19 protein-coding genes and 1 rRNA gene are annotated in these 22,002 nt (G+C 71.7%); 10 read left to right on the forward strand and 10 right to left on the reverse strand.

Features of this window, described 5'->3' with window-relative positions:
* Window positions 1–92: ribosomal RNA gene (rrf, locus tag ACH4MY_RS29135) — 5S ribosomal RNA — on the forward strand; the annotation flags it as partial.
* Between the two features lie 104 nt (window positions 93–196).
* Here the strand turns inward: rrf and ACH4MY_RS29140 are convergent.
* The 6 genes from ACH4MY_RS29140 to ACH4MY_RS29165 form a co-directional block, all read right to left on the reverse strand.
* A complete protein-coding gene (locus ACH4MY_RS29140) occupies window positions 197–1,507 on the reverse strand; it encodes a DUF58 domain-containing protein (RefSeq protein WP_398006710.1) in 1,311 nt (436 codons plus the stop codon).
* A 12-nt stretch (window positions 1,508–1,519) separates the two neighbouring features.
* Complete coding sequence (locus ACH4MY_RS29145) at window positions 1,520–2,503, reverse strand: AAA family ATPase (RefSeq protein WP_398006711.1); 984 nt, start codon at window positions 2,501–2,503, stop codon at window positions 1,520–1,522.
* Complete coding sequence (locus ACH4MY_RS29150; protein ID WP_398006712.1) at window positions 2,500–3,696, reverse strand: DUF4350 domain-containing protein; 1,197 nt, start codon at window positions 3,694–3,696, stop codon at window positions 2,500–2,502. Before ACH4MY_RS29150 ends, ACH4MY_RS29145 begins: the two co-directional genes overlap by 4 nt.
* Window positions 3,693–4,385 carry a DUF4129 domain-containing protein gene (locus tag ACH4MY_RS29155; RefSeq protein ID WP_398006713.1) on the reverse strand — a complete coding sequence of 231 codons (693 nt, stop codon included), beginning with the start codon at window positions 4,383–4,385 and terminating at the stop codon, window positions 3,693–3,695. Before ACH4MY_RS29155 ends, ACH4MY_RS29150 begins: the two co-directional genes overlap by 4 nt.
* A gap of 4 nt (window positions 4,386–4,389) precedes the next feature.
* The gene (locus tag ACH4MY_RS29160) at window positions 4,390–5,610 is read right to left on the reverse strand and encodes a hypothetical protein (protein WP_398006714.1); all 1,221 of its coding nucleotides are present in this window, start codon (window positions 5,608–5,610) and stop codon (window positions 4,390–4,392) included.
* 190 nt (window positions 5,611–5,800) lie between these two features.
* Window positions 5,801–6,298 carry a hypothetical protein gene (locus ACH4MY_RS29165; protein ID WP_398006715.1) on the reverse strand — a complete coding sequence of 166 codons (498 nt, stop codon included), beginning with the start codon at window positions 6,296–6,298 and terminating at the stop codon, window positions 5,801–5,803.
* A gap of 275 nt (window positions 6,299–6,573) precedes the next feature.
* Here ACH4MY_RS29165 and mtrA point away from each other — a divergent pair, with 275 nt between their 5' ends.
* The 6 genes from mtrA to ACH4MY_RS29195 all read left to right on the forward strand — a co-directional run bounded on the left by mtrA (window position 6,574) and on the right by ACH4MY_RS29195 (window position 14,077).
* Complete coding sequence (gene mtrA / locus ACH4MY_RS29170) at window positions 6,574–7,251, forward strand: two-component system response regulator MtrA (protein WP_010356958.1); 678 nt, start codon at window positions 6,574–6,576, stop codon at window positions 7,249–7,251.
* 1 nt (window position 7,252) lies between these two features.
* On the forward strand, window positions 7,253–9,268 hold the full coding sequence (mtrB, locus tag ACH4MY_RS29175; RefSeq protein WP_398006716.1) for an MtrAB system histidine kinase MtrB: 2,016 nt from the start codon (window positions 7,253–7,255) through the stop codon (window positions 9,266–9,268).
* Window positions 9,269–9,353: 85 nt separating this feature from the next.
* Window positions 9,354–11,135, forward strand: coding sequence for an LpqB family beta-propeller domain-containing protein (locus tag ACH4MY_RS29180; protein WP_398006885.1), 1,782 nt, complete (start codon window positions 9,354–9,356; stop codon window positions 11,133–11,135).
* Window positions 11,136–11,310: 175 nt separating this feature from the next.
* The gene (locus tag ACH4MY_RS29185) at window positions 11,311–12,129 is read left to right on the forward strand and encodes a ComF family protein (protein WP_398006717.1); all 819 of its coding nucleotides are present in this window, start codon (window positions 11,311–11,313) and stop codon (window positions 12,127–12,129) included.
* 295 nt (window positions 12,130–12,424) lie between these two features.
* Window positions 12,425–13,105 carry a ribosome hibernation-promoting factor, HPF/YfiA family gene (gene hpf / locus ACH4MY_RS29190; protein WP_398006718.1) on the forward strand — a complete coding sequence of 227 codons (681 nt, stop codon included), beginning with the start codon at window positions 12,425–12,427 and terminating at the stop codon, window positions 13,103–13,105.
* A 219-nt stretch (window positions 13,106–13,324) separates the two neighbouring features.
* Window positions 13,325–14,077: a response regulator transcription factor gene (locus tag ACH4MY_RS29195; protein WP_327162341.1), complete on the forward strand. Its 753-nt coding sequence runs from the start codon at window positions 13,325–13,327 to the stop codon at window positions 14,075–14,077.
* Window positions 14,078–14,104: 27 nt separating this feature from the next.
* On the opposite strand, the gene ACH4MY_RS29200 is transcribed toward ACH4MY_RS29195, so the two are convergent.
* Both ACH4MY_RS29200 and ACH4MY_RS29205 read right to left on the reverse strand, forming a co-directional pair.
* A complete protein-coding gene (locus tag ACH4MY_RS29200) occupies window positions 14,105–15,301 on the reverse strand; it encodes a winged helix-turn-helix domain-containing protein (RefSeq protein WP_398006719.1) in 1,197 nt (398 codons plus the stop codon).
* Between the two features lie 93 nt (window positions 15,302–15,394).
* Window positions 15,395–15,982 carry a GNAT family N-acetyltransferase gene (locus ACH4MY_RS29205; protein WP_398006720.1) on the reverse strand — a complete coding sequence of 196 codons (588 nt, stop codon included), beginning with the start codon at window positions 15,980–15,982 and terminating at the stop codon, window positions 15,395–15,397.
* A 239-nt stretch (window positions 15,983–16,221) separates the two neighbouring features.
* Between ACH4MY_RS29205 and secA the strand changes: the two genes are divergently transcribed.
* Window positions 16,222–19,026, forward strand: a complete 2,805-nt coding sequence (gene secA / locus ACH4MY_RS29210; RefSeq protein WP_398006721.1) for a preprotein translocase subunit SecA — start codon at window positions 16,222–16,224, stop codon at window positions 19,024–19,026.
* Between the two features lie 83 nt (window positions 19,027–19,109).
* Here secA and ACH4MY_RS29215 read toward each other — a convergent pair whose 3' ends face one another.
* Entirely contained in the window at window positions 19,110–19,733 is a 624-nt protein-coding gene (locus ACH4MY_RS29215; RefSeq protein WP_398006722.1) for an Rv3235 family protein, read from the reverse strand.
* Window positions 19,734–20,009: 276 nt separating this feature from the next.
* On the opposite strand from ACH4MY_RS29215, the gene ACH4MY_RS29220 reads away from it, so the two are divergent.
* Together ACH4MY_RS29220 and ACH4MY_RS29225 are read left to right on the forward strand one after the other, a co-directional pair.
* Window positions 20,010–20,516, forward strand: a complete 507-nt coding sequence (locus ACH4MY_RS29220; RefSeq protein ID WP_398006723.1) for a DUF6912 family protein — start codon at window positions 20,010–20,012, stop codon at window positions 20,514–20,516.
* Between the two features lie 121 nt (window positions 20,517–20,637).
* Window positions 20,638–21,309, forward strand: a complete 672-nt coding sequence (locus tag ACH4MY_RS29225; protein WP_398006724.1) for an HAD family hydrolase — start codon at window positions 20,638–20,640, stop codon at window positions 21,307–21,309.
* A 74-nt stretch (window positions 21,310–21,383) separates the two neighbouring features.
* Here the strand turns inward: ACH4MY_RS29225 and ACH4MY_RS29230 are convergent, their stop codons facing one another.
* Window positions 21,384–21,938 (reverse strand): DJ-1/PfpI family protein, encoded by a 555-nt coding sequence (locus ACH4MY_RS29230; protein ID WP_398006725.1) that lies wholly within the window; start codon window positions 21,936–21,938, stop codon window positions 21,384–21,386.
* Between the last annotated feature and the right edge of the window lie 64 nt (window positions 21,939–22,002).

Here is a 22,002-nt window from a genome sequence, read left to right on the forward strand (position 1 = left end):
CGCCCGGTTACATTCCGAACCCGGAAGCTAAGCCTTTCAGCGCCGATGGTACTGCAGGGGGGACCCTGTGGGAGAGTAGGACGCCGCCGAACAATCATTGTGGGAAAGCCCCGCACCTCATGGTGCGGGGCTTTTCTGCGTTTACGGTCCGGATCCCTTTCGGGCCCGCCCGGACCGGGCCGTGCGGTGGGCGGTGTCAGAGGCGGCCGGCTGCCTTCAGGGCGAGATAGGCGTCCGCCAGCGCGGGAGCGAGAGTGTCGGGTGTGGCGTCCACGACCGTGACGCCGTGGCGCTGGAGCTGCTCTGCGGTGCGAGAGCGCTGTACCTGGTTCTGAGTCGCCGCCGCGGCTTCGTAGACGCCCTCGATCGTCCCGCGCTTCGCCGCCATGCCGGCGATGTGGGGGTCCGCGACCGAGGCCACCAGGAGTGTGTGGCGCTGGGCGAGCTGCGGCAGGACGGGGAGGAGGCCCTCCTCGATCGGGGCCGCGTCGAGGCTCGTCAGGAGGACGATCAGGGAACGGCGGGGAGCGCGTGCGAGGGCCGTCGCCGCCAGGCCGCGGGCGTCCGTCTCCACCAGCTCGGGTTCGAGCGGGGCGAGGGCGTTGACCACGGCGGGCAGGACGTCGCCGGCGGAGCGGCCCTGGACCTGGGCGCGGAGCCGCCGGTCGTAGGCCAGGAGATCCACGCGGTCGCCGGCGCGGGAGGCCAGCGCGGTGAGGAGGAGGGCCGCGTCCATGGAGGCGTCCAGACGGGGGACGTCGCCGACGCGGCCGGCCGAGGTGCGGCCGGTGTCGAGCACGATGAGGATGTGGCGGTCGCGTTCGGGACGCCAGGTGCGGACGGCGACCGTGGTCCGGCGGGCGGTGGCACGCCAGTCGATCGAGCGGGTGTCGTCGCCGGGGACGTACTCGCGGAGGCTGTCGAACTCCGTGCCCTCACCGCGGGTCAGCACACTGGTGCGGCCGTCGAGTTCGCGGAGCCGGGCCAGCCGGGACGGCAGGTGCTTGCGGCTGGTGAACGGGGGCAGGACACGAACGGTCCAGGGGACCTCGTGGTTGCCCTGGCGGGCGGCGAGGCCGAGGGGGCCGTACGAGCGGACCGTGATCCGTTCGGCGTGGCGGTCGCCGCGGCGGGTCGGGCGCAGGGTCGTCGTGAGGCGGCGGCGTTCGCCGGCGGGGACGGTCAAGCGTCGGCGCGAGGAGGCCTGTTCGGTGCCGGGGAGCCAGCTGCTGGGCGGCCAGGCGTCGCGGAGCTGGGCGCGGAGGCGGCGGCGGGACGGGTTGGTGACCGTGAGCTGCACATCTGCCGCGTCACCGAGTCGAACGGATGTATCACCACTTCGGGTGAATTGGAGCGTTCGTACTGGCGCGGCCAGGGCGTAGTCGCACAGAATTGCGAGGGAGAGGGGCGCGTTCACCGCGAGCATCCCCGCCCAGCTGGGGGCGAGGACGCCGACGGGGAGCGATCCGAGGGCGGCGATCAGCGCGGTTCGTCCGGTGAGGGCCATGGGGCGCCGTTCTCAGCGGGGGACGGGGACGTGGGCGAGGATCGAGTTGATGACGGAGTCGGGGGTGACTCCCTCCATCTCGGCCTCGGGCCGCAGGTGGATGCGATGACGCAGGGTGGGGAGAGCGAGGGCCTTCACATCGTCCGGGGTGACGTAGTCCCGGCCGGTGAGCCAGGCCCAGGCGCGGGCGGTGGAGAGCAGGGCGGTGGCACCTCGGGGGGAGACCCCGAGGGTGAGTGAGGGGGATTCACGCGTGGCACGACAGATATCGACGACATAGCCGGCGATCTCGGCGGAGACCGAGACCTTGGCGACGGCGGTCCGGGCGGCTTCGAGTTCGGCGGGGCCGGCGACGGGGCGGACTCCGGCGGCCTTCAGGTCGCGGGGGTCGAAGCCCTCGGCGTGACGGGTGAGGACCTGGATCTCGTCCGCGCGGGAGGGCAGAGGGACCGTCAGCTTGAGCAGGAAGCGGTCCAGTTGGGCTTCGGGGAGAGGGTAGGTGCCCTCGTACTCGACGGGGTTCTGCGTCGCGGCGACCAGGAAGGGTTCCGGCAGGAGGCGCGGGGTGCCGTCGACCGTGACCTGGCGTTCCTCCATCGCCTCCAGGAGGGACGACTGGGTCTTCGGGGGCGTGCGGTTGATCTCGTCGGCGAGCAGGAGATTCGTGAAGACCGGGCCGGGCTGGAAGGAGAACTCCGAGTTCCGGGTGTCGTAGACCAGGGAGCCGGTGACATCACTGGGCATCAGGTCGGGGGTGAACTGGACGCGCTTGGTGTCGAGTTCGAGAGCGGCGGCGAGCGAGCGGACCAGCAGGGTCTTCGCGACGCCGGGGACGCCTTCGAGGAGGACATGTCCTCGGCAGAGCAGGGCGACGACGAGACCGGTGACGGCGGGGTCCTGGCCGACCACAGCCTTCCCGATCTCGGTGCGCAGGGCCTCCAGGGAGGCGCGGGCGCTGTCCGAGGTCGTAGCGGTCTCGGGGGTCGGGGCGCTCATGAGGTGCGTACCTCTCTTTCGAGGGCGTCGAGTTGGTCCGCCAGGCGGATGAGTGCGGCGTCGTCGGCGGGAGCCGGGCCGAAGAGGAGGTTCCCCGGATCCGCGGTGGTCTCGGGGAGACGGGCGGAGAGAGCGGGGAGGAGACGGTCGGAGGAGTGGGCGTCCTGGACGGGGACGCCGAGAAGGGGGGCGATCCGGGTGCGGGTCGCGGTGCGCAGGACGGAGGCGGCGCGGTCGCGGGCGTTGGCCTTGCGGTAGAGGCGGGCGCGGCCTTCGGTGGCCTCGGAGGCGCGGAGGGCGACGGGGAGTCGCTCGGTCACCAGGGGGCAGAGACGGCGGCCGCGCCAGATGGCGGCGAGCAGGGCCGCGATCGCGAGCTGGAGTGTGCCCCACAGCCAGCCGGAGGGGATGAGGGTGAGGAAGTTGCCCGTCGTGTCGTCGTCGGGTGTGTCGGCGGAGGCATCGGTCAGGGAGGGGAGGTACCAGACGAGATGGGGCCGGGAGCCGAGGAGTTGAAGGGCGAGCGAGGCGTTGCCCCGCTGGTCGAGACGGTCGTTGTAGAGGATGTCGGGCGAGCCGAGGAGGACCGTGTCGGTGGCGTCGGGGCCGGGGAGGCGGACCAGGGACGGCAGACCGTCGGAGGGGTAGCAGGAGTCGGCGGTGGTTCCGGGGGCGATGCGGTAGCGCTCGCCTCCGAGGTCGACGCTGCCGGCGCGGGTGGCTGCCGCCAGGGTGCAGGAGGGAGCACGGTTCCCCACTGGGGCGCTGGTGGCGCCGGTGACCTCCGGGGCCAGGGTGGGGAGGGAGGGATGACCTGCGCCGAGGAGGACGGTGCGGCCGGCGGTGCCCGCGATGACCCCGCGGAGTCTGGACTGCTGAGTCTCCGTCAACAGGTCGGGTGTGGTGACCAGGAGCGTGGCGTCGGCGTCGGTCGCCGTGGTGGCCTCGTCGAGGGTGGTGGCGAGGGTGATCGTGACGCCACGGGCCTTGAGGAGTTCGGCGACGGCTCGGCTGCCGGTCGGGTCGGCGGAGCGGGGGTCGAGGGCGCCGTGGGAGTCCGAGGAGCGCACCGTCGCGAGGACGAGGCCGCCGATGAGGACCAGGGCGAGGACGAGGGCCGCGCCGCGGGCTCGGGTCCAGAGCTGATGGGCGGAGGCGGCGGTCGACGTGGTGCTGGTGGCCGGGCGGCTCATGCGGGCGTCCCCGTGGAGGCGGTGTCGAGGGTGGGACGGGTGCGCTCCAGGGCGGTGTCCAGTTCCTCGATGCGGCGGTACGCGGGCTCGTCGGTGGTACGGCCGCCGTATGTGACGTCGTCGAAGGCGCGGACGGCGAGGCGGAGCTCGTCCGCGTGGGCCGGCAGGGAGCGGCCGGCCTCGGCGGCGGCCTCGTCCGCGGTGCGGCCGGGGCGGGGGTCGAGCAGGGCACGTTCCTCGAGGGAGCGGACGATGGCCCGGGTGCGTTCCTGGACGGCCTCGTTCCAGTGGCCGGCGGCGGCGTGGCGGTCGGCGGCCGCGCGGTGGTCGCGGGCGGTGCGGGGGCCGTCGGCGAAGAGGGAGTCTCCGGTGGCGCCGGGGGTCCGGTGCGGGGTGCCGAGCCGCCACCAGAGGGCGACGAGGACGGCGACCACGAGCAGGATCACCACGACGAGGCCGAGGACGCCGCCCGGGGTGGCCCCCGAGGCGGCGCCGAACAGGTCGTCGATCCACTCCCAGAAACGGTCGAGGCCGCGCTGGAGGAGGTTCGGGTCGTTCTCGTGGTACCTCGGATCGGACAGCTCCCGTTCCGCCGCCTCGCGGGCGGGGACGCGGGAGATGTCCACCGGGACGTCGCCGTCGGTGCGCAGGCGCGCCAGTGCCGTGGTCGTTCCCCCCGTGACCGTCACGGCATCAGCCGCCGACGGTCTGTTCGCCCGGTGTGGGGCCGTAGCCGGGGAGACCCGCGGCCCGTGCCAGTTCGAGGTCCAGGGCTTCGCGGCGGATGCGTTGGTCCACGTAGAGGAGGACCGTCACGCCCGCCGAGATCGGGTAGGTGATCGCGCTGGTGATCACGCCGCCGATGCCCGTGACGATCAGGAACGGCCAGCCGAAGGTGGCGGACGTGCCCGAGAGGAGGCCGGAGAAGCCGTCGCCGTCGACCGCGATGCCGATGATGGTGAACGGGATCGCCACGATCATGGCGAAGACGAAGATCAGCAGCTGCGTGAGCAGGGTGATCCCGAAGATCCGCCACCAGGTGCCCTGCACCAGCTTGGCCGAGCGCTTCAGGGACGCGATCACGCCCTGGCGCTCCAGCATCAGGGCGGGGGAGGCGAGACTGAAGCGGATCATCAGCCAGACGGCCGCCGCCAGGGCACCGAAACCGCCGACAATGACCAGGGCCACGCCCGCGGCGCCGCCGATCAGGAGTCCGGGCAGCAGACCGACCATGACGATGCCTGCGCTCAGTGCGGCGAGCAGCAGGGTCAGGCCCACGAGCTGGAGGAGCCGCGGCCGGGCCTCCTGCCAGGCGGAGCTCAGCGAGACCGGCTTGCCGAGGATGGCGCGGCTGATGACGACGGTCAGCAGGGCCGCGCTGACCAGGGACGCCATCAGCGTCACGAGCAGGGCGGGAGCCAGGCCGATCAGGGACGACTGGGCCGCGTCGAGGGACTGCTCAAGGGCCTCGGCGGGGGTGGCGTCCGCGCTCGCGGCGGGGACCTCGGGAACGAGATACCGCTGGGCGAGGATGTCGGCGATCTGGGAGACCACCGCGACCGTGACCGTGATCGCCAGGACCGTGCGCCAGTAGCTGCGGAGGGTCTTCACCGCGCCGTCGAGGATCTCGCCCATGGCCAGCGGGCGCAGCGGGATCACACCGGGCTTGGCGGCCGGCGGCCTGCCCCAGTGGGCGTTCGGGGGCGGAGCGCCCCAGCCCGGTCCCTGGCTCGGTGCCGGGGGAGGGGTCTGACCGGTCGGCGGGGACCACTGTCCGGCGGGCGGCTGGTCCTTGGACCACTGAGGGGCGGAGCCGTTCGCGTCGGCCGGAGCGGCGGGCCGGGGGACCCCGGAGCCGTTCTGGTCGTCGGAGGGGGCGGATCCGGGCGAGGTCCAGCCCGGAGTGTCGTTCACGGTCGTCCACCTCGGAGGGAATGGTCGCGGTGCCGGATCGGCGAACCGGCTCGGTCACGGCGGCCGACACCCTGACACGGCGGCGGGCCGGGTGCCATCGTGCCACGCGGGGCCCGCCCGTGGGCGGGACCGGCCTTGACGTTCGTACCTTTGTCCGGACCTTCGTGGTGCCGGTTCCGCTCCGGGCGGGTCAGAACTGGTCGCAGACCGTCTCGCGGAAGTCCTCGATCGAGGCGATGGACACCTCGTCGCCGATCTCGTACCGCACCTGGCCGGGCTTCAGCTCCGCGAGGTCCGCGGCGGTGAACCCCACAGGCGCGGAAGCCCAGGAGCTGTCGGTGGTCCAGCCGTACATGCGGTAGCTCTGCTCCGGGTCCAGGGTGCCCAGCGGCTTCTCGACGGTCCAGCCGTCGCCGGCGCCGTCGATGTCCGAGGTCAGGGGCCAGGTCGAGAAGCCGGTCAGGGCCTCGGAGCGGTGCCAGCGGCCGGCGGTGTCCCGCGTCGCCGGGTCGTCGTCGGCGGGGTAGAGGCTCGCGCCGTCGATGTGGTCGTGACACACGACGATCACGCCGAGCGGCTGTCCGTCCGCCGTCACCGAGATACCGGTCGCCCCGGCGGAGGGAACGGTGCAGCCCGTGAGGAAGGGGGCGGCGGCGAGCGCGGCCGGGCGGCGGGTCCATGTCGGCACGGACACATCCTGCGGCCCGTACCCGGGCCGTGGCCAGGGACGGGAGGGAAAGGCGAGGGGCTCGGGAACGGGTGACTCACCCCATGGGCCGCACCGGGCGGCACGCGGTACGGTTCATGGCGACCATGGGGGAGCCACGGGGGTGACATCCATGTCTGGCATCAACACACACGGACACCGGCAGTCGACGGTGGGCGATCACGGACGTCACCGCAGGTCAGTGAGGTATCTCACCAGCCGCCTTGAGACTGATACGGAAATGGGATGATGTCGATATGAAGGGACGCGTTCTTGTCGTCGACGACGACACCGCACTGGCCGAGATGCTCGGCATCGTGCTGCGGGGTGAAGGGTTCGAGCCGTCGTTCGTCGCGGACGGCGACAAGGCGCTTGCCGCATTCCGGGAGGCCAAGCCTGACCTGGTGCTGCTCGACCTGATGCTGCCCGGAAGGGACGGCATCGAGGTGTGCCGGCTCATCAGGGCCGAGTCGGGTGTGCCGATCGTCATGCTCACGGCCAAGAGCGACACGGTCGACGTGGTCGTGGGCCTGGAGTCCGGGGCGGACGACTACATCGTCAAGCCGTTCAAGCCGAAGGAGCTCGTCGCCCGTATCCGGGCACGGCTGCGGAGGTCCGAGGAGCCGGCTCCTGAGCAGCTCACCATCGGTGACCTGGTCATCGACGTGGCCGGCCACTCCGTGAAGCGGGACGGGCAGTCCATCGCCCTCACCCCGCTGGAGTTCGATCTGCTGGTCGCGCTGGCGCGCAAGCCGTGGCAGGTCTTCACCCGTGAGGTCCTGCTGGAGCAGGTCTGGGGATACCGGCACGCGGCCGACACCCGGCTGGTGAACGTGCACGTCCAGCGGTTGCGCTCGAAGGTCGAGAAGGACCCGGAGCGACCGGAGATCGTGGTGACCGTCCGTGGCGTCGGTTACAAGGCGGGACCGAGCTGACATGAGTACAGGCAGTACTGCTCCGAAGCCCGGGGATCCGGGAGTCCGTACGGGGCGGGCTGCCGGACCGGGGCGGGGGGGCTCGCGTACCGGCCGCCTGCCGCGAGGTGGACGACTCTTCCGGGACGGAACACCGGGCGGACCGGTCCTCCGGCTCTTCGCGCGCTGGGTGCGCCGGCCGTTGCTCCCCGCTGTGCGGCTGTGGCGACGGAACATCCAGCTGAGGATCGTCGCGGGCACCCTGCTGATGTCCCTCGGAGTGGTGCTGCTGCTCGGCCTGGTCGTGATCGGCCAGGTCCGCAACGGCCTGCTCGACGCCAAGGAGAGGGCCGCCCAGAGCCAGGCCGCCGGAGGGTTCTCCGCCGCCCAGGACAGGGCGGCGACCACCCCGTCGGCGCCCGGCGACCAGGACGGCGCGCGGGCCGGTTCCTCCGTGAACTGGCGCTCCACGCTGGTCGAGCAGCTCGCCAGCGGTGGCCAGAGCGCGTTCAACGTGGTCGCGCTCTCCCTCGACACCGGTGACACCGCGAGCCGAGGCGTCCGTGCCTCCGGCGAGGTCGACCCGATCACGAGCATCCCCGCCGATCTGCGGCACTCGGTCGCCCAGGGCGCCGGGACCTTCCAGAAGTTCACCAGCATCCACTACACCAGCGGCAAGGCGTCCGAGGCCGGTCTGGTGATCGGCAAGCGGCTCAACGAGGCCGACGGCACCCAGTACGAGCTGTACTACCTCTTCCCGCTGACGCAGGAGGAGGACTCCCTCACCCTGGTCAAGGGCACCCTCGCGACCGCCGGTCTCTTCGTCATGGTGCTGCTCGGCGCCATCGCCTGGCTCATGGTGCGCCAGGTCGTCACGCCCGTACGGATGGCCGCCGGGATCGCCGAGCGGCTCTCGGCCGGGCGTCTTCAGGAGCGGATGAAGGTCACCGGCGAGGACGACATCGCCCGGCTCGGCGAGGCCTTCAACAAGATGGCCCAGAACCTCCAGCTAAAGATCCAGCAGCTGGAGGAGTTGTCGCGGATGCAGCGGCGCTTCGTCTCGGACGTCTCGCACGAGCTGCGCACGCCGCTGACCACCGTCCGGATGGCCGCCGACGTCATCCACGAGGCCCGTGTCGACTTCGACCCGATCACCGCCCGCTCCGCCGAACTCCTCGGCGACCAGCTCGACCGCTTCGAGTCGCTGCTCTCCGACCTTCTGGAGATCAGCCGCTTCGACGCGGGAGCGGCGGCCCTGGAGGCCGAGCCGATCGACCTGCGTCAGGTCGTGCGCCGGGTCATCGGCGGCGCCGAACCCCTCGCGGAACGCAAGGGCACCCGCATCGTCGTCGTCGGGGACAAGCAGCCCGTGGTGGCCGAGGCGGACGCCCGCCGGGTCGAGCGGGTCCTGCGCAACCTCGTCGTCAACGCCGTGGAGCACGGCGAGGGCCGGGACGTCGTGGTGAAGCTGGCCGCCGCCGGTGGGGCCGTCGCCGTCGCGGTACGCGACTACGGCGTCGGACTCAAGCCGGGCGAGGCCACCCGGGTCTTCAACCGCTTCTGGCGCGCCGACCCCGCCCGCGCCCGCACCACCGGCGGCACCGGCCTCGGCCTGTCGATCGCCGTCGAGGACGCCCGGCTGCACGGCGGCTGGCTCCAGGCCTGGGGCGAGCCCGGCGGCGGATCGCAGTTCCGGCTCACCCTGCCGCGGACGGCGGACGAGCCGTTGCGGGGCTCCCCGATACCCCTGGAGCCCGAGGACTCACGGCGCAACCGCGAACAGGCGGCCGCCGGCCGCAGCCAGGAGAGCGCCCGGCTCGCGGCGGTGCCGGCGCAGCCCGCCGGCGACCGGCCGCAGCTCCCCGGACCACCGAGGCTGCCCTCGCCGCAGCGGGCGACCGTCGACCCGACGGCCCTGCCCGGCAGCGGCGCAAGGGTCGTGGCGCGCACGGCGACGGACAACGACGGTGGGGCGGGTCGGGCGACGGCCGGTGGACACGGGAACGCGGAGCGGGAGGACGGGACACGTGGGCGCTGACTCCCGAGAGGGGCACGCGGGGCGGGACGCGCGAGCGGGCCGGAGCAGGCGTGTCGTGGTGCTCGCCGCGTGCGGCGGGCTCCTGATGACCGGCTGCGCGACGATGCCCGACAGCGGGGACGTCCAGGAGGTCAAGGGAGCCAATCAGGGCGACTCGCAGGTGCGGGTCTATGCCGTCGCGCCCCGGGACAACGCGGATCCGGACGAGATCGTCGACGGCTTCCTGGAGGCGATGACCAGTGACGACCCCGGCTTCGCCACCGCCCGCAAGTATCTGACGAAGCAGGCCGCGCGGACCTGGAAGCCGGAGCAGAGCATCACCGTGCTCACCACCGCGCCCGACCGCGACCAGGCCGACCGGAACGCCGACCCCGACAACCAGGGCCGCGCCTATCCGCTGTCCGGCCGCAAGATCGCGACCGTGGACGCCCGGCACGCGTACCAGCCGATCAGCCCCGCCAAGTACCTGCAGTCGATCCATGTGGTGCAGCAGCCCACGGGCAACGGCAAGGGCAAGGAATGGCGCATCGACAGCCTTCCGCCCGGCCTGGTGCTGGGCGAGGCCGACTTCCTGCGCAACTACCGGTCGGTCAACAAGTACTACTTCGCCTCAGGGGAGGACTGGGTCGTCGCCGACCCCGTCTACATCCGGCAGCGCCAGGACCCCGTCACCCGGATGGACTCGGTGACGCAGACGGTCAGGGCGCTCCTCGAAGGTCCGACGAACTGGCTGAAGCCGGCCGTCGATTCGAGCTTCCCCTCCGGTACGGAGCTGAAGAAGGGCGTCACCACCCTCACGACCGACGACCAGTCGACGCTCAAGGTGCCGCTCAACGCCAAGGCGGACCTGGTGGGCGGCCAGCCGTGCCGGCGGATGGCGGCGCAGCTGCTGTTCACGCTGCGCGACCTGACCTCCGTACGGGTCGAGCAGGTGGAGCTCCAGGGCTCTTCCGGGCAGGCGCTGTGCCGGCTCGGCAAGGGGCAGGCGGCGGAGTTCGCCGCGGTGCGGGACACGGACCGGGACGAGAACCCGTACTTCGTGGACGAGCACCACAAGCTGATGGTGCTGGACGTCGGGGGCAAGGAGGCGACCGCGCCGACCGAGGTGCCCGGACCGCTCGGCAAGGGCACGACGCCGCTCCGGTCCGTCGCCGTCGACCGGGGCGAGACCCGTGCCGCGGGGGTCGGGGAGAGCGGCCGCGAGCTGTTCGTCTCCTCCATCACCACGGACCAGGAAGCCTCGCCGGCGATCCTCAGCAGCAAGGCGGCCAAGCCGGGCGACCGGCTGTCCGCGCCCAGCTGGGACGGCCGCGGCGACCTGTGGATCGCCGACCGCGACCCCGCCGCGCCCCAGCTGTGGATGGTGCCGGACGGCACCGGTGAGCCCGTCAAGGTGCGGACGCCGTGGCTGGAGGACGACACCAGGATCGAGTCGTTGCGGGTCTCCGCCGACGGGGTCCGGATCGCCCTGGTGGTCACCCGGGGCGGGGACACGACCCTGCAGATCGGCCGGGTCCAGCGGCAGACGACGGGTGAGGAGCCGGTGGTCTCCGTGCTCGACCTCCAGCCCGCCGCACCCCGGATGGAGTCGGTCACGGCCGTCTCCTGGGCCGGGCCGAGCCGGCTCGTGGTGGTCGGCAGGGAGGCGGGCGGCGTCCAGCAGATCCGCTACCTCCAGACGGACGGGTCGACCTCGGTGACCTCGGTGCTTCCCGGTCTGAACGGGGTGACCTCGGTGGCGGCGCCGCACAAGGACTCCGTGCCGGTGGTCGCCGACTCCGGCAACGACGGGATCGTGCGGCTGGCGCCGGGGACGAACTGGCAGCCGGTGGTCAAGACCGGGACCTCGCCCGTCTATCCGGGATAGCGGCTCCCGGCTCCCGGCTCCCCGGCCCCGGCTCCCGGCTTCCCGGGATCGGCCGTGGGGCCGGGACGGCCGCCCGCGCGCCTGACGTACCGCTGCGCACCTGACGTACTTCGGGGGCTCCCGCGGGTTTTCCACAGGGGTGGCCGGGGCGCCGGGGAAGGCGCAGAGTGGAGCCATGCGGGGGTGGTGGCGCGAGATCGCCGGGCTGGTGCTGCCGGTCGCCTGCGGAGGCTGCGGCCGACCGCGGACCGAGCTGTGCCCGTCGTGCGCGGCCGTGCTGACCGGGGCGACGGAGGGGGCGCGGGGGGCGCGCAGGGTGCGTCCTTCGCCCGAGCCGGCCGGGCTGCCCGTCGTCCATGCCGTCGCGCCGTACGACGCCGCCGTACGGGAACTTCTGCTCGCCCACAAGGAACGCGGGGCGCTCGGCCTCGCCCGGCCCCTGGGCGGAGCCCTGGCCGTCGCCGTGGAGGCCGCTGCCGGGCCCGTCGAGGGCTCCGCGGCGCGACCGCTTCTCCTTGTGCCGGTGCCGTCCTCGCGGCGCTCCGTGCGGGCGCGTGGCCACGATCCGACGCGGCGCGTCGCGCTGGCCGCGGCGGCCCGGCTGCGGAGCACCGGGCGGCGGGCGCGGGTCGTGCCGGTGCTGAGGCAGCGGCGGTACGTGGCGGACCAGGCGGGTCTCGGGGCGCGCGGACGGCTCGCGAACCTCTCCGGCGCGCTGGAGGTCGTGCCCGGCGGCGGACGGCTGCTCGGGGCGGGTCGGGTGGTCCTCGTGGACGACCTGATGACCACTGGAGCGTCGCTCGCGGAGGCCGCGCGCGCCGTCGGAGCCGTACGACTTCCGTTCATTACTGGAATACCGCACGGCTTACCGATCGGTTCGGCGCAGCGCGGATTCGAACAGCCGGTGGGGGCTGTGATCGCATCCTCTCCCGCTTCGTTCGAAATAAACCGGAACTCGTCAAGAACTTGGATCGTTGCAGGTGGTGAGAGGTGAAAGCGCCCGAACGGAGGTATGTCGCGGTAGCGGGTGCCGACACCCGTCCGAAGGGGCTATGTTCGGTTGTGAGGAATGGTGAAAGCCATCGCCTCGCCGATTACATGGTTGCGCCTACAGGACGGGAGTTCAGGGCGAATTAACCTCTTGTCGATGGGGTGGGGATCTTGTCGACTGGGGAGGAGGAGGTGAAAGTCGCCAAGTCCGAGCTCCGGTAATCCACCGGAGTCTGGTGCAAAGGGAGATGCCCGGCGGCCGAGGAGCCGATCCGGGCGATCCGGGAACGGAGTTCTGCGTGGACATCGTCGTCAAGGGCCGCAAGACCGAGGTGCCCGAGCGGTTCCGCAAGCATGTGGCCGAGAAGCTGAAGCTGGAGAAGATCCAGAAGCTCGACGGCAAGGTGATCAGCCTCGACGTCGAGGTGTCCAAGGAGCCCAACCCGCGGCAGGCCGACAGGTCCGACCGCGTGGAGATCACCCTCCACTCCCGAGGCCCGGTCATCCGGGCGGAAGCTGCGGCAGGCGACCCGTACGCAGCGCTCGACCTCGCCAGCGACAAGCTCGAGGCACGACTGCGCAAGCAGCACGACAAGCGGTACACCCGCCGTGGCAACGGCAGGCTTTCGGCGGCGGAGGTCGGGGACGTGGTGCCCGGCGCCGCCCAGCTCAACGGGGACGGCCAGCTCGTCGCCGACGAGTCCGACAAGGTGCCCACCACGATGATGGGTTCGATCGAAGTGCAGGGCGAAGGCCCGCTGGTGGTCCGCGAGAAGACCCACGGGGCCGCCCCGATGACACTCGACCAGGCGCTCTACGAGATGGAACTGGTCGGGCACGACTTCTACCTGTTCGTCGACTCCGACACGAAGCAGCCGAGCGTCGTCTACCGCCGGCACGCGTACGACTACGGCGTCATCCATCTGGAGAGCGACCCGCTTGCCGAAGGCGGCGGCGCCGGTGGTGCGCTGGGCGGCTGACGGCCGCTTCGCGCCCCCCACACCTCAGTTGCCCCTCACGGTGCCCCTGGAGCGACCTTCGCGCCCCCAGGGGCACCCTCGTGCGCCCGTGGGATCGCCACGGATCACGCGTTTGGCGCCGGGGCATGAAAGCATGACGTGCACGCCAACCGGTGCCCATCGCGTACCGGTTGGAGGACCGGAAACGAATTCAGGCCACGGCCTTCAGGGGGAGGAACGATGGCGGACAGCTTCGGGCCGGTGCTCAGCGGGCGGGAGCACGGTAGTGCGGTCCCGGAGGGATCGGATTCGGACAGTGGTGGATTCCGCAAGGAGCCCATCCGGGTCCTCGTCGTGGACGACCACGCCCTCTTCCGCCGCGGACTGGAGATCGTCCTCGCGCAGGAGGAGGACATCCAGGTCGTCGGAGAGGCCGGTGACGGCGCCGAGGCCGTCGACAAGGCGGCCGATCTGCTGCCCGACATCGTCCTGATGGACGTACGGATGCCCCGGCGCGGCGGCATCGAGGCCTGCACCTCCATCAAGGAGGTGGCCCCCAGCGCGAAGATCATCATGCTGACGATCAGCGACGAGGAGGCCGACCTCTACGACGCCATCAAGGCGGGGGCGACCGGCTACCTCCTCAAGGAGATCTCCACCGACGAGGTCGCGACGGCCATCCGCGCGGTCGCGGACGGGCAGTCGCAGATCAGCCCCTCGATGGCCTCCAAGCTCCTCACCGAGTTCAAGTCGATGATCCAGCGCACCGACGAGCGCCGGCTCGTGCCCGCGCCCCGGCTGACCGACCGTGAGCTGGAAGTGCTCAAGCTCGTCGCGACCGGGATGAACAACCGGGACATCGCCAAGGAGTTGTTCATCTCGGAGAACACCGTGAAGAACCACGTCCGGAACATCCTGGAGAAGCTTCAGCTCCACTCCCGGATGGAGGCCGTGGTCTACGCGATGCGGGAGAAGATCCTCGAGATCCGGTAGCCCCGCGGGCTCCGGCCGCCCGGGCGGTCAGCCCAGGGCGCGTACCAGCTCCGGTGCGAGCTCCGGGTGGTTCACCCGGTCCGGCACCACCGACACCGTGTCGCAGCCGACCCACTCGGCCGCCTCGCGCAGCGCCCGCGCCACCGCCGGCACGGCCTTCGGGCCGTCGAGCGTCACCTGCCGGGCGACGAGCGTCCTGCCCTCCCGCGCCGGATCCACCCGGCCGACCAGCCGGCCGCCGGCCAGGACCGGCATCGCGAAGTAGCCGTGCACCCGCTTCTGCTTCGGCACGTAGGCCTCAAGACGGTGCGTGAAGCCGAAGATCCGCTCCGTACGGGCCCGCTCCCAGATCAGCGAGTCGAACGGCGAGAGCAGGGTCGTACGGTGCCGGCCGCGCGGCTCCGAGGCCAGCGCCGCCGGGTCCGCCCAGGCGGGCTTCCCCCAGCCCGCGACCGTGACCGGCACCAGGCCCGCCGCCTCGACCACGGCGTCGAACTGCTCGCCCTTGAGCCGGTGGTAGTCGGCGATGTCCGCGCGCGTGCCCACGCCCAGCGCCTCGCCCGCCTGCCGGACAAGGCGCCGTACGCACTCGGTGTCGTCCAGCTCGTCGTGGAGCAGGGCCTGCGGGATCGCCCGCTCCGCCAGGTCGTACACCCGCTTCCAGCCGCGCCGCTCGACGACGACCACCTCGCCGTACATCAGCGCCCGCTCGACGGCGATCTTGGCGTCGGACCAGTCCCACCACTCGCCCTTGTTCTTGGCGCCGCCCAGCTCGGTCGCCGTCCGGGGCCCCTCGGCCCGCAGCTGGGCGATCACCTTGTCGTACGCCTCCTGCGACAGCTCGTGGCCCCAGTGGGGCCGGTCGCGGTAGGCGCGCCTGCGGAAGGCGAAGTGGGGCCATTCCTCGACGGGCAGCACGCAGGCCGCGTGCGACCAGTACTCGAAGGCGTGGGGTCGTTCCGGCGGGGTGCTGTCGCTCGCGGTCGGCCAGTAGGCGTCCTCGACCGCCGGACGGCCGACGGCGCCCAGGCGCGCGTACGGAATGAGCTCGTGCGAGCGGGCGAGGACGGAGATCGTGTCGAGCTGCACCTGGCCGAGTGCGCGCAGCACGCCGCGCACCCCCGCGCGCCGGTCGGGCGTGCCCAGGAAGCCCTGCGCGCGCAGCGCGATGCGGCGGGCTTCGTCGGCGGACAGTTCGGCGGCGGGGCGCGGCGCAGTCGTCATGAACGGCACCCTAGGCCCCGGCACTGACAGTCGTCCGGGGGGGTGATCCGCACCGGGGACGCGAGGCGGGCCCAGGGGCGCCGGGCGGGGGCGTCAGGGGTGGGACGGCAGTTCACGGGCCGGGAGGTACGGGAGGGGGCCGGCGAGGCCGAAGTCGGAGGGGAGCAGAGCGCCGATCCAGCAGTCCCGGAGCGTCCCCTTGTTGGTCAGGGCGGCCCGCTGGTCGCCCTCCATGACGAAGCCGACCCGCTCGGCCACGGCGCGCGAGCCGACGTTGCCGATCTCGGCGCGCCACACCAGACGCGTGCAGCCGAGCCCGGTGAAGGCCCAGTGGGCGACGGCCCGGACGGTCTCCGTCATATAGCCGCTGCCGCGGTGCTCCCCGCCCAGCCAGAAGCCGACCTCCCACACCCCGACGCCCCGGCTGCTCAGGGTGACGGCGGCGAGCAGCGGGCCACCGGCCAGCGGTTCGACGGCGAAGGTGTACTCGCTGTCCTCTCGCCAGCCGTCGGGCACGAGCCGGTGCACGAAGAGCTCGGCGTCCTGCCGCGTGTAGGGGTCGGGAACGACGGTCCAGCGGCGGATGGCCGGGTCCTGGCAGATGGCGTACACCGCTTCGAGGTCCTCCGGAACGAAGTTCCGCAGGCGCAGTCGGTCGGTGGTGAGGGTGATCGGCTCCATGCGTGGATTGTGGTGAGCCGGAGGTCGGGAAGCGAACACTTTTCGGGTGGGGCGGCACCTTCCGCCCACCTCGGGCGTTCTCTTTGCGGGCGGGCGTACGGCTCCGGCACTGTGGGCCTCCCTTCGCGAGGGCGGTCTCGCTTACGATGGCCGTTGCGGTGGGGACCACCTGCCGTGCCCGCGCTCGCGTCCATGACAAGACCCAGTGCCAGGCCCGACCGGCAAGGAGACCAGCCTCAGTGTCCGTCTTCAACAAGCTCATGCGTGCAGGCGAAGGAAAGATCCTGCGCAAACTGCACCGCATCGCGGACCAGGTCAACTCCATCGAAGAGGACTTCACCAACCTCTCCGACGCCGAGTTGCGGGCGCTCACCGATGAGTACAAGCAGCGGTTCGCCGACGGCGAGAGCCTCGACGACCTGATGCCCGAGGCCTTCGCGACGGTGCGCGAGGCCGCCAAGCGTGTCCTCGGTCAGCGCCACTACGACGTCCAGCTGATGGGCGGCGCCGCCCTCCACCTCGGCTATGTCGCCGAGATGAAGACCGGTGAGGGCAAGACCCTCGTCGGTACCCTCCCGGCGTACCTCAACGCGCTCTCCGGCAAGGGCGTGCACCTGATCACGGTCAACGACTACCTGGCCGAGCGCGACTCCGAGCTCATGGGCCGGGTGCACCGCTTCCTCGGTCTGACCATCGGCTGCATCCTCGCCAACATGACGCCGGCCCAGCGCCGTGAGCAGTACGCCTGCGACATCACGTACGGCACGAACAACGAGTTCGGCTTCGACTACCTGCGCGACAACATGGCGTGGTCCCAGGACGAGCTCGTCCAGCGCGGCCACAACTTCGCCTGTGTCGACGAGGTCGACTCCATCCTCGTCGACGAGGCCCGTACGCCGCTGATCATCTCCGGCCCGGCCGACCAGGCGACGAAGTGGTACGGCGACTTCGCCAAGCTCGTCACCCGTCTCGCCAAGGGCGAGCCCGGCAACCAGCTCAAGGGCATCGAGGAGACCGGCGACTACGAGGTCGACGAGAAGAAGCGCACCGTCGCCATCCACGAGGCCGGTGTCGCCAAGGTCGAGGACTGGCTCGGCATCGACAACCTCTACGAGTCGGTGAACACCCCGCTCGTGGGCTACTTGAACAACGCCATCAAGGCGAAGGAACTGTTCAAGAAGGACAAGGACTACGTCGTCATGGACGGCGAAGTGATGATCGTCGACGAGCACACCGGCCGTATCCTCGCCGGTCGCCGCTACAACGAGGGCATGCACCAGGCGATCGAGGCGAAGGAAGGGGTGGCGATCAAGGACGAGAACCAGACCCTCGCCACGATCACCCTGCAGAACTTCTTCCTCCTGTACTCGAAGCTCTCCGGCATGACCGGTACGGCCATGACCGAGGCCGCCGAGTTCCACCAGATCTACAAGCTGGGCGTCGTCCCGATCCCGACGAACAGGCCGATGATCCGCAAGGACCAGTCCGACCTGATCTACCGGACCGAGGTCGCCAAGTTCGCCGCCGTCGTCGACGACATCGCGGAGAAGCACGAGAAGGGTCAGCCGATCCTCGTCGGCACGACCTCCGTCGAGAAGTCCGAGTACCTCTCGCAGCAGCTCTCCAAGCGCGGTGTGCAGCACGAGGTCCTCAACGCCAAGCACCACGACCGCGAGGCCAGCATCGTCGCGCAGGCCGGCCGCCGCGGCGCCGTCACCGTCGCCACGAACATGGCCGGTCGCGGTACGGACATCAAGCTCGGCGGCAACCCGGACGACCTCGCCGAGGCCGAGCTGCGCCAGGCCGGTCTGGACCCGGTCGACCACGTCGAGGAGTGGGCCGCGGCCCTCCCCGCCGCCCTGGAGCGCGCCGTCAAGGCCGTCAAGGCGGAGTTCGAGGAGGTCAAGGACCTCGGCGGGCTGTACGTGCTCGGTACCGAGCGCCACGAGTCCCGCCGTATCGACAACCAGCTGCGCGGTCGTTCCGGCCGTCAGGGCGACCCCGGCGAGTCCCGCTTCTACCTCTCGCTCGGCGACGACCTGATGCGCCTCTTCAAGGCGCAGATGGTCGAGCGCGTGATGGCCATGGCCAACGTGCCGGACGACGTGCCGATCGAGAACAAGATGGTCACCCGGGCGATCGCCTCCGCCCAGTCGCAGGTCGAGACGCAGAACTTCGAGACCCGCAAGAACGTCCTGAAGTACGACGACGTCCTCAACCGGCAGCGCCAGGTCATCTACGGCGAGCGCCGCCGCGTTCTGGAGGGCGAGGACCTGCACGAGCAGATCCAGCACTTCATGGACGACACGATCGACGACTACATCCGCCAGGAGACCGCCGAGGGCTTCGCGGAGGAGTGGGACCTCGACCGTCTGTGGAACGCCTTCAAGCAGCTCTACCCGGTGAAGGTCACCGTGGAGGAGCTGGAGGACGAGGCCGGGGACCGCGCGGGCATCACCGCCGAGTTCATCGCCGGGGCCATCAAGGGCGACATCCACGAGCAGTACGAGTCGCGGGAGAAGCAGCTCGGCTCGGAGATCATGCGTGAGCTGGAGCGGCGCGTGGTCCTGTCCGTCCTGGACCGCAAGTGGCGCGAGCACCTCTACGAGATGGACTACCTCCAGGAGGGCATCGGCCTGCGCGCCATGGCGCAGAAGGACCCGCTGGTCGAGTACCAGCGCGAGGGCTTCGACATGTTCACCGCCATGATGGAGGGCATCAAGGAGGAGTCCGTCGGCTACCTGTTCAACCTGGAGGTCCAGGTCGAGCAGCAGGTCGAGGAGGTCCCGGTGCAGGCCAGCGCTCCCTCGCTGGACAAGCAGGACGCGGTCCCGGCCGGGCGTCCGGAGATCCGCGCCAAGGGGCTCGACGCCCCGCAGCGGCCGGACCGGCTGCACTTCTCCGCGCCGACCGTCGACGGTGACGGCGGTGTCGTCGAGGGCGACTTCGCCTCCGACGACGCGGACGCCGGCGACGGGATGACCCGCGCGGAGCGTCGCAAGGCGCAGAAGAACGCGGGCGGCGGGCGTCGTCGCAAGAAGTGACACCCGCCTGCTGACGCGCTGCCGCTGAGGCGGTGAGTGCTTCGCGGAGGGGTCGGTCGCCCGAGGGGTGGCCGGCCCCTTCGTCATGCCCGGCGGGCCGTCGCGCCGAGGCCGTCGAGCTCCACGGCGGCGCAGCGCCAGCGCTGGTCGGCGCCGCGCTCCAGCCGGAACGCCATCGCCCGTACGCGGTGGCCGGTGGCGATCGTCGCGAAGGCCTCCAGCGCCGTGCGGTCCTCGATCACCTGGACCGAGCAGCGGCGCAGGACCGGGCGGGGGCCGAGGGAACGCAGGGGCGTCTCCGGGGCGATCCGGACGAGCTGCTCGTAGGCCTCGCCGACCGTGTGGCCCAGCATCCAGTGGACCGGGCGTTCCCCGCTGAGCACGGCGAGGAGGCGCTCGGCGAAGGCGGTGTGCGGGGGGAGGGCGCGGGGCGGGGCCGTCGCGCGGGGCGGGGCCGTGCGGGGGTGGGTGCCGGCGGGGCCGCGGGGGCGGGTGCCCGCCGGGCCTCCCGGGGCGGTGCGGGGGCGTGGGGTGCGGGGGCGGGTGGTCGCGGTGGCGGGGTGCGCGTGGGGGTGCGGGGGTGACGGGGGCTGCGGCCGCGGGGCGGCGGGTGAGGGCGTGACGGCGGGCGGGTGCGGGGCCGCGTGCGGGGCCGGCGTGGGCGTGGCTGCGGGCGTGGCCGCTGTGGTGGTGAGCGTGGTGGTCATGGCGAGCCCCTGTCGTTGCGTCACCGAGCGATACCGGTCGGTAACTTTCCGTTGGGGATCTTGTACGGGTGGGCTCGGAGGGCCCGCAAGGACTCCGTCGCCGCGGGGCGGACCGAAAACGGAATCACCTATCCGGGTGACGCCGGGGAAAATCGGCTCTCGGGGGTCCTGACGAGGGCCTCCCGGAGTGGACGTACGCCTGCCCCGGTCGACCACCCCGAAGGGGGACTCCGCACGTATCCTGAGGGCCTCTCCGTCTACGAAAGCGGCCAGCCAATGCGCGTGTACGTCCCCCTGACCCTCCCCGGTCTCGCACAGGCGCACAAGGCGGGCGAGCTGGGATCCGGCCCGCTGACCGCCTATGCCGTCACCCCGGCCCTGCGCGAGTGGTACGTCTCCGACGACATCGAGGAGCTGGAGTACGCGGCGCTCAACCGGGCCGCGTCCGCCTCCCTGCGGCTGCTGGCCGGCGACCCCGAGGCCCCCCGGCGCCGGATCGTCGTGGCCGTCGACGTCGCCGACAAGGACGCCGTCACGGACCCCGACGGGGGGCTCACCGTCGCCTCCATCGGCGAGGTCCGGATCACCGGACCCGTCCCGTTCGCCAAGGCGGCGGCCGTGCACGCGGACGCGGGCGACGCGGTGGCGGACGTGACGGCGGCGGCGGACGCGCTGGGCGCGGCGGACCAGGGCGACGACGACGCGCAGTTCGTCGTCGACGGCGCCGAGGACCATGAACTGCTCTGGTTCGGGGTGCAGGAGATTCCGGCGCTGCTGGGCTGAGGCGGGTGGTGAGGGCCGTTCGGCGCCTTCGGCCGGCTCGACCGGTTCGGGCCGGTGGGTCGACTCTCACCGATCCCGTGCTCGAATCTTGAGTGTCCGAGTGGCCGGGTACCGTCCTTCCATGGGGAAGCGCGACAGCTTGCACGGCAAGCACCTGGTCTGGGACTGGAACGGCACACTGCTGGACGACACCGGCGCGGTCATCGGGGCGACCAACGCCGCCTTCGCCGAGCTCGGCCTCGAACCGATCACTCTGGAGCGGTACCGCGAGCTGTACACGGTGCCGGTGCCCAAGTTCTACGAGCGGCTCATGGGGCGGCTGCCCACCGACGCCGAGTGGACCGTCATGGACGGCGTCTTCCATCGGCACTACTGGACGCGGGCCGAGAACTGCGGGCTCACCTCCGGCGCCGCGGAGCTGCTCGCGGCACGGCAGGAGTCCGGCTTCACACAGTCACTGCTGTCCCTCGCGCCGCACGCGGAGCTGATACCGCTGGTGCGCCGGCACGGGATCGCCGAGCGGTTCGTGCGGATGGACGGGCGCGTCGACACGTCCACGGACGGGAAGTCCGGGCACATGGTGCGGCATCTGGCCGCCCTCGGCGGGGTTCCGGCGGAGCGGGTCGTCGTCATCGGTGACGCCGCGGACGACGCCCTGGCCGCGGCGCACGTCGGGGCGAAGGCGGTGCTCTACACCGGGGGATCCCACAGCCGGGCTTCGCTGGAGCGGGTGGGGGTGCCCGTGGTGGACTCGCTGGCCGAGGCCGTGGCCGTCGCGGAGGAGCTGGTCTGACGGGCTCGCCCCGGTGGGCGCGGCCGCCCACCGGGACGGGCGGGCGGAACGCCGCCCGCGGCCGCCCTGTGCCGTCAGCCCTTCGCGCGCAGGACCTTGAGGAATTCGCGCATCCAGGTGGGGTGGTCCGGCCAGGCCCGGGAGGAGACCAGGAGGCCGTCGACCACCGCCGCGCTGTCCTGGAAGGTCGCCCCGGCCGCCTGCATGTCCAGTTCCAGGGCCGGGTACGCCGTGACCCTGCGGCCCTCCAGGCCGCCGATCGCCGCCGTCAGGAGCGGACCGTGGCAGATCTGGGCCACCGGCTTGTCGGCGTCGAAGAAGGCCTTGAGGATCTTGCGGAGCTCGGGATCGTTGCGCAGGTACTCCGGCGCCCGGCCGCCCGGGATCACCACCGCCACGTACGCACCCGGGTCCACCTCCGAGAAGGCCAGGTCGGCGGGCCAGGTGTAGCCGGGCTTCTCCGTGTACGTGTCGAACCCGGGCTCGAAATCGTGGACGACGAACCGGAGCTGTTTGCGGGCCGGGGCCGCGATGTCGACCTCGTAACCCTCCTCGAGCAGCCGCTGGTAGGGGTACATCACCTCCAGCGACTCCGCCGCGTCCCCGGTCACGATCAGGATCTTCGCCATGGCTCTCCCAGATCACAGATGGTCGGTCTGCCGTGCTGCGCCCATGCTCGCGTACACGCTGCCC

Source organism: Streptomyces sp. NPDC017246 (assembly GCF_044331325.1).
GTDB lineage: Bacteria > Actinomycetota > Actinomycetes > Streptomycetales > Streptomycetaceae > Streptomyces.

What these genes read in the sequence shown, in the direction of transcription:
- ACH4MY_RS29140 (WP_398006710.1), bottom strand. Translation starts at nt 1,507, where the DNA reads ATGGCCCTCACCGGACGAACCGCGCTGATCGCCGCCCTCGGATCGCTC.
- ACH4MY_RS29145 (WP_398006711.1), bottom strand. Translation starts at nt 2,503, where the DNA reads ATGAGCGCCCCGACCCCCGAGACCGCTACGACCTCGGACAGCGCCCGC.
- ACH4MY_RS29150 (WP_398006712.1), bottom strand. Translation starts at nt 3,696, where the DNA reads ATGAGCCGCCCGGCCACCAGCACCACGTCGACCGCCGCCTCCGCCCAT.
- mtrA (WP_010356958.1), top strand. Translation starts at nt 6,574, where the DNA reads ATGAAGGGACGCGTTCTTGTCGTCGACGACGACACCGCACTGGCCGAG.
- mtrB (WP_398006716.1), top strand. Translation starts at nt 7,253, where the DNA reads ATGAGTACAGGCAGTACTGCTCCGAAGCCCGGGGATCCGGGAGTCCGT.
- ACH4MY_RS29180 (WP_398006885.1), top strand. Translation starts at nt 9,354, where the DNA reads ATGACCGGCTGCGCGACGATGCCCGACAGCGGGGACGTCCAGGAGGTC.
- ACH4MY_RS29185 (WP_398006717.1), top strand. Translation starts at nt 11,311, where the DNA reads ATGCGGGGGTGGTGGCGCGAGATCGCCGGGCTGGTGCTGCCGGTCGCC.
- ACH4MY_RS29195 (WP_327162341.1), top strand. Translation starts at nt 13,325, where the DNA reads ATGGCGGACAGCTTCGGGCCGGTGCTCAGCGGGCGGGAGCACGGTAGT.
- ACH4MY_RS29200 (WP_398006719.1), bottom strand. Translation starts at nt 15,301, where the DNA reads ATGACGACTGCGCCGCGCCCCGCCGCCGAACTGTCCGCCGACGAAGCC.
- ACH4MY_RS29205 (WP_398006720.1), bottom strand. Translation starts at nt 15,982, where the DNA reads ATGGAGCCGATCACCCTCACCACCGACCGACTGCGCCTGCGGAACTTC.
- ACH4MY_RS29215 (WP_398006722.1), bottom strand. Translation starts at nt 19,733, where the DNA reads ATGACCACCACGCTCACCACCACAGCGGCCACGCCCGCAGCCACGCCC.
- ACH4MY_RS29220 (WP_398006723.1), top strand. Translation starts at nt 20,010, where the DNA reads ATGCGCGTGTACGTCCCCCTGACCCTCCCCGGTCTCGCACAGGCGCAC.
- ACH4MY_RS29225 (WP_398006724.1), top strand. Translation starts at nt 20,638, where the DNA reads ATGGGGAAGCGCGACAGCTTGCACGGCAAGCACCTGGTCTGGGACTGG.
- ACH4MY_RS29230 (WP_398006725.1), bottom strand. Translation starts at nt 21,938, where the DNA reads ATGGCGAAGATCCTGATCGTGACCGGGGACGCGGCGGAGTCGCTGGAG.